Annotated in this window: 10 protein-coding genes; 8 read left to right on the top strand and 2 right to left on the bottom strand. The window is 74.9% G+C overall.

Annotated elements, in window-relative coordinates:
- Positions 1-78: 78 nt before the first annotated feature.
- Both EF903_RS21980 and EF903_RS21975 read left to right on the top strand, forming a co-directional pair.
- Positions 79-774, top strand: a complete 696-nt coding sequence (locus tag EF903_RS21980; RefSeq protein WP_125545761.1) for a DUF1707 domain-containing protein — start codon at positions 79-81, stop codon at positions 772-774.
- Positions 775-882: 108 nt separating this feature from the next.
- Complete coding sequence (locus EF903_RS21975) at positions 883-2274, top strand: DUF445 domain-containing protein (protein ID WP_125545759.1); 1392 nt, start codon at positions 883-885, stop codon at positions 2272-2274.
- A gap of 181 nt (positions 2275-2455) precedes the next feature.
- Here EF903_RS21975 and EF903_RS34225 read toward each other — a convergent pair whose 3' ends face one another.
- Positions 2456-2632: a hypothetical protein gene (locus EF903_RS34225; RefSeq protein ID WP_185902764.1), complete on the bottom strand. Its 177-nt coding sequence runs from the start codon at positions 2630-2632 to the stop codon at positions 2456-2458.
- Positions 2633-2780: 148 nt separating this feature from the next.
- On the opposite strand from EF903_RS34225, the gene EF903_RS21970 reads away from it, so the two are divergent.
- The 3 genes from EF903_RS21970 to EF903_RS21960 all read left to right on the top strand — a co-directional run bounded on the left by EF903_RS21970 (position 2781) and on the right by EF903_RS21960 (position 6163).
- Positions 2781-3332, top strand: coding sequence for a GNAT family N-acetyltransferase (locus EF903_RS21970; RefSeq protein WP_260615759.1), 552 nt, complete (start codon positions 2781-2783; stop codon positions 3330-3332).
- 492 nt (positions 3333-3824) lie between these two features.
- Positions 3825-4937, top strand: a complete 1113-nt coding sequence (locus EF903_RS21965; protein ID WP_125545757.1) for a hypothetical protein — start codon at positions 3825-3827, stop codon at positions 4935-4937.
- A 71-nt stretch (positions 4938-5008) separates the two neighbouring features.
- Entirely contained in the window at positions 5009-6163 is a 1155-nt protein-coding gene (locus EF903_RS21960) for an MrcB family domain-containing protein (protein WP_185902761.1), read from the top strand.
- Positions 6164-6185: 22 nt separating this feature from the next.
- On the opposite strand, the gene EF903_RS21955 is transcribed toward EF903_RS21960, so the two are convergent.
- The gene (locus EF903_RS21955; protein WP_125545753.1) at positions 6186-7184 is read right to left on the bottom strand and encodes a M48 family metallopeptidase; all 999 of its coding nucleotides are present in this window, start codon (positions 7182-7184) and stop codon (positions 6186-6188) included.
- A gap of 68 nt (positions 7185-7252) precedes the next feature.
- Between EF903_RS21955 and EF903_RS21950 the strand changes: the two genes are divergently transcribed.
- From EF903_RS21950 to EF903_RS21940, 3 genes are all read left to right on the top strand, one after another.
- On the top strand, positions 7253-8074 hold the full coding sequence (locus EF903_RS21950; RefSeq protein ID WP_125545765.1) for a class E sortase: 822 nt from the start codon (positions 7253-7255) through the stop codon (positions 8072-8074).
- Positions 8075-8211: 137 nt separating this feature from the next.
- Positions 8212-8478, top strand: coding sequence for a DUF6412 domain-containing protein (locus EF903_RS21945; RefSeq protein WP_260615761.1), 267 nt, complete (start codon positions 8212-8214; stop codon positions 8476-8478).
- A 128-nt stretch (positions 8479-8606) separates the two neighbouring features.
- Entirely contained in the window at positions 8607-9308 is a 702-nt protein-coding gene (locus tag EF903_RS21940; RefSeq protein ID WP_125545751.1) for a YidC/Oxa1 family membrane protein insertase, read from the top strand.
- Positions 9309-9625: the final 317 nt, after the last annotated feature.

The following is a 9625-nucleotide window of genomic DNA, read 5'->3' as shown; positions in this document are numbered from 1 at the left end:
GGATCAGGGTTCGGGCTCGGGGTGGAGGCGGGGTTGAACCCGTACACCTGCGGGCTCCCCGCTGCTTAGGCTGGCCCCATGACTGACGAGGGGCAGCACCAGGGGCCGCAGAAGCCGTTGCCGGAACTCCGGGCGTCGGACGCCGACCGGGACCGTGTCGTGGAGCGTCTGCGCGACGCGCTCGCCGAGGGCCGGCTCGACATGGAGGAGTTCGAGGAGCGGCTGGAGTCGGCGTACACGTCGCGTACGTACGCCCAGCTGGAGACCCTGACCCGGGACCTCCCCGCGGCCGGCGCCGCCCCCGCCGGGACGGCCGTGGCCGGTGCGGCCGCCGCGCCCGCCGCCGGCTCGTGGGCGGGGCGGATCGGCGGCGGGATGCCGGCCGCGTCGGCGACGGCGGTGGCGGTCATGTCGGGCTTCCAGCGCCGCGGGAACTGGACGGTGCCGAGCCGTTTCAACGCGGTGGCGTTCTGGGGCGGCGGGGAGCTGGACCTGCGCGAGGCGCACTTCGCGGAGCGCGAGGTGGTCATCAACTGCATCGCGATCATGGGCGGCATCGAGATCACCGTCCCGCCGGGCGTGGACGTCGACGTCCGGGGCATCGGCATCATGGGCGCCTTCGACCAGCGGCACAGCACGGGGCCCGTGGCGCCGGGCGCCCCGCGCGTGGTGGTCACCGGGCTGGCGTTCTGGGGCGGCGTCGACATCAAGGTGAAGGAGCCGAAGCGGTATCCGGGCCTCGGTGGCGGCCCCGACCTGCGCAAGGAGCTGTGAGGAAGGCGCTGAGGGCGGCGCTGCGGACGGCGCGCCGGGAACTCCCCGGGCGTGCCGGGAGTCGGATGCTGTGAGACAAAACCGGCACCCGGGAGAAGGCAGGAGCACGTGGACGAACGCACCACCGCCGGGGGCCCCGAACCGGGCGCGGACAGCGGCAGCACGGCGGGGGGCCGGGCACCGGCCGTGCGGGGCGACGGCGGCCGGCCGCCCCGGGTCCCCGTCCCGGCCCTCGGCGGCTTCGTGTTCAGCGAGGCGGACGAGGAGCGCCGGCGCGGCGTACGGCGCATGAAGGCGACCGCGACCGGCCTGCTGGTCCTGGTCGCGGTGGTGTACGTACTGGCCACCTGGGCCGAGCACACGGGCGCCGGGGCATGGGCGGGCTACGTGCGGGCAGCCGCCGAGGCGGGCATGGTGGGCGCGCTCGCGGACTGGTTCGCGGTGACGGCGCTGTTCCGGCGGCCCCTCGGCCTGCCGATCCCGCACACCGCGATCATCCCCACGAAGAAGGACCAGCTGGGGGCCTCCCTCGGCGAGTTCGTCGGCGAGAACTTCCTCTCCGCGGACGTGGTGCGGGCCCGCCTGCACGCCCTGCGGATCGGCAGCCGGTTCGGGACGTGGCTCGCGGAGCCGGCGCACGCCGACCGGGTCACCGCCGAGCTCGCGACCGCGCTGCGCGGGGCGCTGACGGTGCTGCGCGACTCCGACGTCCAGGCCGTGGTGGGCGAGGCGATCACCCGGCGGGCCGAGACGGCCGAGATCGCGCCGGGCATCGGCAAGACCCTGGAGCGGGTCGTCGCGGACGGCGGGCACCGGCGGGTCGTCGACCTCGTCTGCGCCAAGGCCCACGACTGGCTCGTCACGCACGCGGACTCCGTCATGGGCGCCGTACAGGGCGGCGCGCCCGGCTGGACCCCCCGGTTCGTGGACCGCAAGGTCGGCGAGCGCGTCTACAAGGAGCTGCTCCGCTTCCTCACCGAGATGCGGGACATGCCGGAGCACCCGGCGCGCGGGGCGGTGGACCGCTTCCTGTGCGACTTCGCGGCAGACCTCCAGGCGGACACGGACACGCGGCTGCGGGTGGAGCGCCTGAAGTCGGAGATCCTGGAGCGGGAGGAGATCCAGGACGTGATCGCCTCCGCGTGGACGGCGATCCGCGCCATGATCCTCTCCGCTGCCGAGGACGAGCAGAGCGAACTGCGGCTCCGCGTCCGCGCGTCCCTGCTGTCGCTGGGCGCCCGCCTGGCGACGGACGGGCGGCTCCAGGACAAGCTGGAGGGCTGGATCGAAGGAGCGGTCGTGTACGTGGTCACCACGTACCGGGCCGAGATCACGTCACTGATCACGGACACGGTGGCGGGCTGGGACGCGGAACACACCTCCCGCAAGATCGAGGCCCACATCGGCCGCGACCTCCAGTTCATCCGCATCAACGGCACGGTGGTGGGCGCCCTGGCGGGCCTCCTCATCCACACGGCGTCGCGCGCGTTCGGGGCCTGAGGGGCGGGCGGCGGCGTACCCGCCGACCAGCCCGGCGGCCGCCATCGCAGCACTCGGTACCCGCACCCGCGCCATGTCCAACTCCCTCGCTCGATTCCGTACGTCGTCGTACGCCGTGTCCGTGGGGACGTCCGCCGAAGCCCGCAGCCGCCGCAGCCGCCGCCGCGCCCCGTTCCCGAGGCTAACGCGGCGGCTTGACCGCCCGCCGGGCCCCCACCGCCCCGAGCACCAGCACGGCGCCGCCGATCACCCCGTCCGGTACGGCGTCCTGCACCGTCCGCGGCAGCAGCGCCACCACGCCCAGCACGAGCAGGAACGCGAGCGCGCACCGCGCCGCGATCCGCAGCAGTCTGTCCACGCCTGCTCAACGCGCCGCCGGCCCGGCCGACACGCGTGCGGGCCGGGGGATTTGCCACATACTCTCCGGATCTGCACGGAACGCGTCCCGCGGCCCGGGCGGGCGTACAGTCGCCTCCTCCCACTTCCTCCAGAGAGGCCGGGACATCGTGATCTGTTACGGAGAGTCCGTCCTCGACCTCGTCGACGAACTGGTCGACGCGTACGCGGAGGTGTTCTCCGCCCCGCCGTGGAACGAGGACGCAGAAACCATTCGCCGCTTCGGTCCCCGCCTGCGCGCCGACAGCCGCCGCCACGGCTTCCGCACGGCGCTCGCCCAGTCCGAGGCGGGCGTCGACGGCTTCGCCACGGCCTGGCTGACCCCGCCGGACCTCCCCACCGGCCGCGCGTACGGGCAGGTCGCCGCCCAGCTCGGCCCGGCCCGCGTCCGCCGGCTGCTGACGGGAGCGCTGGAGGTCGACGAACTCGCCGTACGCCCCTTCGCCCGCGGCCGCGGCACCGGCCGGGCCCTCCTCGCCGAGATCACCGCCGACGCCCCCGACGGCCGCGCCTGGCTGCTGACCTCCCGCATCGCCACCGACACGGTGGCCACGTACCGCCGCCTGGGCTGGCACGAGGTGGCCCCGCTGCCGGGGGCGCCGGAGCGCACCGCCGTCGTCGTCTTCCTGGCACCACACCACCCGGGCGCCGCAGGGCTGTGACCCCGGCACGCCGTGGCCGGCGCCGCCGTCGCCGGCCGGCTTCCGAACCGCCCCGCGCGGCCCGGGGGCATCGCCCGTCCGGCCTGCCCCTGCCACTGCCGGCGATGCCGGCCCGCCCCACCCGCCTGCGGTCGGCTGCCGTCCGTCCCGTCCCTGAACCGCCCTTCGCGACCGCGGGTGCCGGCCCGCCGCCCTTGACCGCCGCGCCGCGGGCGGCGTCGATCCCCCCCCGGACCGCCCCGCTGCCGCGGGCGACCACACCCGTGTACACCCACCGCGCCCGGCGGTGTCCGCGCGCCGCCCCGGGCATACGCGCGGGCCGCGGCAGGCGGTGCCAGTCCGTCGTTCCCGACAGCCGCGCCAGGCCGGGCGGCGCCAGTCCGTCCGTTCCCGACGGTCCTTCCACGCCCCGGCGGTGCCGGGCCCGCAGCCCCGTCCGCCGCGCCGCGAACGACGGTGTTCGCGCGCCCGCTGCGGGGCATAAACCGCGGCATGATCACACCGCGCACACGACCGCACACGCACGAGCACGCGCACACCCCCCGGGCCCGTCCGCCCGTACGCCCCCGGCGGCGCCCGTCGGCCGCGGCCGCGCCGTGCTTCCGCCGCCAGCTCCGGCTGGCCACCCGGAGGCAGCTCACCGCGTCCGGGATCCCCGCCGGAACCATCGCCTCCCGCAGCCGGCCCGGCGGCCCGTGGCAGCGGCTGCTGCCCCGCGTCTACCTCCTGCAGACCGGACCCCCGGACCACCGACAACGGGCCCTCGGCGCCGTCCTGTACGCCGCCGACCCGGCCGCCGACCCGCTCTCCGGCGACACCGCGGCCCTGACCGGCGCCGCCGCCCTGTCCCTGCTGGGCATCCCCGAAGCGCCCCGCACCCCGGCCGACGTACTGGTCCGCAGCCCGCGCCGCCCGGCGGGCACCCCTGAGGTCCGCACCCTGGCGACGGCGCGCTGGCCGCAGACGATCACGGTCGCCGGAGTTCCGAGCACCCGCCCGGTACGGGCGGCGGCCGACTACGCGGCCCACGCCACCGACCCGCAGCAGCTCCGCGCGGTCCTGGCCCGCGTCGTCCAGTCGGGCTGGTGCCACCCGCAGGACCTGCACGCCGAACTCCGCACCGCCCGCCTCCTCGGCCGCCCGGAGATCCGCGCCGCCGCGGCCGAGCTACTCGCCGGGGTCCGCTCGCCCGCCGAGGCGCAGGCCCGCGACGCCCTCACCGCGGCCGGCCTTCCGCCGCCGCTGTGGAACGCCCGCCTCTACACCGCGGACGGCGCCTTCCTCGCCGCACCGGACGCGTACTGGCCCGACGAGGGCGTGGCCCTGGAGATCGACTCCGCGGAGTACCACTACACCCGCGACGCCTGGCAGGCCACACTCCGCCGCCGCCTGCGCCTGGAGGCCCACGGCATCCTGGTGGTGAGCGCGACCCCGTCGATGGTCCGCGACACCCCGACCCAGGTCACGTCCGCGATCCGCACCCTCCTGACCCTGGCCACACCCCGCCCCACCCCACCGACGGCAACCCTGCGCGGCCACCACCAGCTGCTGCTGTTCGACGGGAGGGAAGGGGTGCGCCGCCAGTCGGATGGCGTCCTGAACTGATCGAAATGGATTGACTCGTGCAGTGATTTGCATAGCGTCATGCCATGACGATCCGGGCTTTGCTTCTTGAGGTGGCTGACAAGTACGACTCGAAGGCCGGGACGCGGATCCATGTGCCCGGCCAGCAGGTCTTGCGGAACGTGGCCAAGCGCGCCGACCTGGGACTGCCGGAGGGGCTTATCGCCGCCGGGTACGGAGGGCAAACGACGGCCGCAGCCTCGCCGTGGATCGGCGTCTTCGACAAGGCGATCAACACCAACCCCAAGCGGGACCTGTACCTCGCCTACATCTTCAGTACGGACTTGACCTCTGTGACTCTGACACTCCAGCAGGGAGTCACCGAACTCGGTGACAAGATCAAAAACAAGCAGCCGCTCCTGGCGCATCTGCGGCGCCACGCGGCGCGGCTGTCCGCCGCCCTCCCGCCGTCGCTTGCCGAGGAGTGGAACCACAATCCCGCGCTGGGCAGTGGAAAACGGCCGGAGGCGTATGCAGCGGCGAGCGTGGCCGCACGCCGGTACGAGATCGCCGCCATGCCGTCGGAGGAGGAGTTGCAGCACGACCTGCGTGTTGCAACGAGCCTCCTCCAACGGGCCGCCGCAGCAGAGTCCGCGTGGCGGGCCGCGCAGGACGACGACGACCTCGACGTGCCGGCCCTGCCGCAGCAGCGGACGTCCAGCGAGGAGGGTGGGAAGGCCTCCGGGTCGACCACCATGGGGACGCCGACCGCCCCGCCCACGCCCGTGGTGCGTCCGGCGGGCTTCAAGCCCCGCAACAGCAGCGACTACATCGCACACATCACTGCCCACCAGCAGGTGAAGAGTCGGAAGCACGAAGAACTGATCGAGGACTTTGCTGCCCACATCAGCAAGCGGGACTACACGCCGAACAACCAGCACGTCCATCCGAAGGACCTGACGCTCCAGCAGTCCGACGCGGAACAGGCACCCGCGTCGGACGGGCCGGAGTGGCTGGTCGAGGTGAAGGTCGTCCGCAGGGGCCGTGCGGACGCCGCCGTTCGGGAAGCGATCGGACAACTCCGCGAATACAGCTACTTCCTGTACCGGGAGAAGAAGCTCCCCGCACCCCACCTGATCGCGCTCTTCTCCGAGGACATCGGTGTGTTCGCGCCCTACCTGGAGGACCAGGGCATCGCCGCGATCTGGCAGACCGCCGACGGCTGGGCCGGTACCCCGACTGCTGCCGCCTGGGGCATGGTCGACTAGCGGCCCGCTGCCGGCCGCGCCCCTACGCGGCGCCGTGGCATTCCGAGTAGGGCTTGGTGGAGGTGCACCAGCACGGGGCGTTCGGGGGCGGGGGCCAGGGGGTGGCCTTGCCTCGGGCCGCCAGGGTCGTCGCGTACTCCGGGAGGAGGGACGGGGACGCCGGGGACGTCTTCTCCGATGCCGCGAACGCCTCGTACGACGGGACGCTCGCCGTGACGATGCCGAGGTTCGTCGTGCCCGAGGCGGCGAGGGCGCGCAGGGACGCCTCGACCTGGGCCAGGTGCGCGTCGTGCGAGGGGTACTCCGCCGCCAGCGTCGGGTAGCTGGTCAGGAGTTCGGCCAGCTCGCGCTGCGGCCAGTGCAGGATCGCCACCGGGAACGGGCGGGACAGGGCCGCGCGGCGGTCGCCCAGTTCCGCGCGGAGGCGGGCGATCTCGGCGCGGAGCTCGGCGGGGTCGTCGGAGCCGAGGGCCCAGATGCGCTTGGGGTCGTGCAGCTCGTCCAGCGGGATCGGGCCGGTGTGGCGGGTGTCGGCGACCATGTCCCAGTCGTCGTGCGGGAGTCCGAGGAGGCGGCGGACGCGGTGCCTGCCCGTCAGCAGCGCCGTCGTCGCCGGGGTGAGCGGGGCGTCCTCCGAGATCAGGAGCGTGGCCGCCTGGGTGAAGCACTCCTCCGACGCGGCCAGCTCGTCGTGGGCTTCGAGGGCCTCGGCGATGACCTCCCAGGGTGCCGGGTCCGCGGGCGACGCGGCGCGGATGCCCTGGATGAGGGCGCGGGCCTCCGGCTCGTGACCGTACTCCCAGAGGTTCGCGGCCTGGAGTGCCTTGATCAGGTGCGGGTCGGCCGGCTCGCCGGCGAGGAGGCGGTCGTAGAGGGCGCTCGCCCGTTCGCGCGCGTCGGCCAGTTCGAGGTGGGCGGCGGCCTGGAGCAGCAGGGGCTCCTGGTCCTCGGGGTAGCGGGTCGCCGTGCGGATCAGGCGCTCGGCTTCGGCGATGTGCTCTGCAGGCGTGTCGGGGCGCATGGTTCACACCGTACTGCCGCTGGTCTGTTGGCGGGGGAGGTCTTAAGGTGCGCCCCGTGCGGGATCACATGCGTGTGGTGGTGCAGGGGCGCGGCGGGTGCTCGCGCCCGGGCGGTCTCGCGCGGGTGCTGTGGGCGGCCGCCGAGTTGACCGTCACGGTGGGTGTGCTGCTGTTGTTGCTGGTGGTGCACCAGGTGTGGTGGACGAACCGGCAGGCCGCGGCCGCCGCGGTGCGGCGGGTCGCCGCGCTGGAGGAGGCCTGGGCGGCGGCTCCCGGTCCGGGACCGGGGGCGGCTGCTCAGCCGGAGGCTTCCGCGGAGCCGTCCCCGGAGCCGTCCGGGCCGGCGCCGGCGCCGGCGCCGTCGCCGTCGGAGGCGGGCGGAGCGGGCGGAGCCGCCGACCGGCCGCGGGACGGGGCGGCGTACGGGGTGCTGCGCATTCCGCGGCTCGGGGTGGCGGTGCCCGTCGCGCGCGGGGTCGACAAGCGGAGCGTGCTCGACAAGGGGTACGCCGGCCACTACCCCGGGACCGCCGAGCCCGGCGCGCAGGGCAACTTCGCGCTGGCCGGGCACCGCAACACGCACGGGGAGCCGTTCCGGTACGTGAACCGGCTGCGGCCCGGCGACGAGCTCGTCGTCGAGGTCCGGGGGCGGCGGTACACGTACACCGTCGACCGGATCCTGCCGGAGACGGCGCCGCGCGACACCGGCGTGATCGCCCCGGTGCCGCGGAGCGCGGTCCGCCCGGGGTACGGGTACACCGAGCCCGGCGCGTACATCACGCTGACCACCTGCACGCCCGAGTACAGCTCCCGGTACCGGCTCGTGGTGTGGGGGGTGCTCGCCGGGAACCGATCCGGGGGGCGGGGCGTTGTCGGTACGGCTGGGTAGGATCGATCACCAGTACGCACATGAGCGGCGGAGAGGGGGCGGTTGACGTGGACGGGCTGGACGGCTCGCGCCGGGCGGGTTCGTTGAGGGCACTGCTTGCGGCGTTCGCCGGCGCCGCCGCGCGCCTCGCTCCCCTGATGCTGTTCGCCGGCGTCCTCGGGTTGATCGCCGGGCAGGGCGGTCAGGGTGCCGTCGTCGTCGCCCTCGCCGCGACCGCCGCCGCCGTGTCCGTGGGGGCAGCCGCCCTCGCGGCGCGCCTGGTGCGGCCCGTGCCGCCGCACCGAATACGCACAGCGATCCGTGATCGCGAGCAGCGCACGGCGTTCCTGCCGCAGCGCGATCCCGACGCCTCCGGCCGGTCGCGGCCGAGGGCACCCGGCCGTCTCGCCCCGACGGCCGCGTAGGGGCGCGCACGGCGCACCGCCCTCCCCGATCGCCTCAGGCACAGCCTGCTTCCGCTGCCGCGCCCCGCGTGGCTCGTCACGCCGAAACGCACCACTTCGACGTTCGACGAGACCCCCGGAGAGCCCGCGTGTCCGTTTTCACCCATGTTGTTGTCGAGTTGGGCCGGTTCCTGGAGCCGGCGCTGGCCGAGTCCGCGACCGCTGCCGCGATCGTGCTGTTCACCGTCCTCGTACGGCTCGCCCTGCACCCCCTGAACAGGGCCGCCTTCAAGGGCGCCACCCCGGTGGCCGGCTGCCTGCCGCTGCTGCTCCAGCTGCCGGTGTTCTTCCTCATGTACCAGGCGTTCACCACGTCGGGGGAGCTGCTGGGGCACCGCCTGTTCGCGGCGCCGCTCGGCGGGACGTGGGCCGGTGCCCTGGGGGATGGTGGGCTGTTCGGCGCGCAGGGGCTGGTGTACCTCGCGCTGTTCGCGGTGATCGCCGCCGTCGCCGCGTGGAGCGCGGTGCGGGGGCGGCGGGCCGCGGCTGCCGCTGCCACCGCGGCGCCGGTGCCACGGGGCAAGGCCGCGCCGGGACGGGCCAAGGCCGGGACGGGCCCTTCCGCGGCCGGGGTGCCGGAGCTGACCGCCGAGCAGCAGGAGGCCATGCGCCGACTGGGAGGCGTGCTGCCGCTGCTGTCCTTCGGGACGCTGGTGACGGCGGCCATCGTGCCGCTGGCCGCCGGCCTGTACCTGGCCGCCACCACGGCATGGTCGGTCGCCGAGCGTGCATGGCTGGAGCACCGCAGGGACCGCCTTGCCGCCGTCGAGGCGGCGGCCGGCAGCCGGTGACGCGCGTGCGCGTCGGCGGTCCAGGGGTGGCCGCCTGGGCGGCCGACGGGTCTGCGGTGGGCCGGAGCGCCTGAAGGTCCTCGGCGGCCGGGCTGACTCCGGTTGCCCCGGGCCGGGTCCCTATCCACGCCGGGTTGCCGTCCGGGCCGGGTTGCCGTCCGGGCCGGGTTGCCGTCAGGGCCGGGCTGCCGCCCCGGGCCGGACGATGGGGTGCGGCCATCGGAGGATTGGTCGATCCTCCAAGAACCCCGTTCCGCCCACAAGCCCCTGTTCACGGACTGGAACACCGCCCCGGCGAGCCACCCGCCCCGACGGTC

It is taken from the genome of Streptomyces sp. WAC05292 (genome assembly GCF_003949955.1).
GTDB lineage: Bacteria > Actinomycetota > Actinomycetes > Streptomycetales > Streptomycetaceae > Streptomyces > Streptomyces globosus.
Note: the sequence above shows the minus strand (reverse complement) of the source record. Positions and strands in the feature narration are given on the sequence as shown.

Excerpts from the sequence above, each read along its gene's own strand:
- EF903_RS21945 (WP_260615761.1), top strand. The coding sequence starts at position 8,212 with ATGCTGTTCGCCGGCGTCCTCGGGTTGATCGCCGGGCAGGGCGGTCAG.
- EF903_RS21980 (WP_125545761.1), top strand. The coding sequence starts at position 79 with ATGACTGACGAGGGGCAGCACCAGGGGCCGCAGAAGCCGTTGCCGGAA.
- EF903_RS21955 (WP_125545753.1), bottom strand. The coding sequence starts at position 7,184 with ATGCGCCCCGACACGCCTGCAGAGCACATCGCCGAAGCCGAGCGCCTG.
- EF903_RS21965 (WP_125545757.1), top strand. The coding sequence starts at position 3,825 with ATGATCACACCGCGCACACGACCGCACACGCACGAGCACGCGCACACC.
- EF903_RS21950 (WP_125545765.1), top strand. The coding sequence starts at position 7,253 with ATGCGTGTGGTGGTGCAGGGGCGCGGCGGGTGCTCGCGCCCGGGCGGT.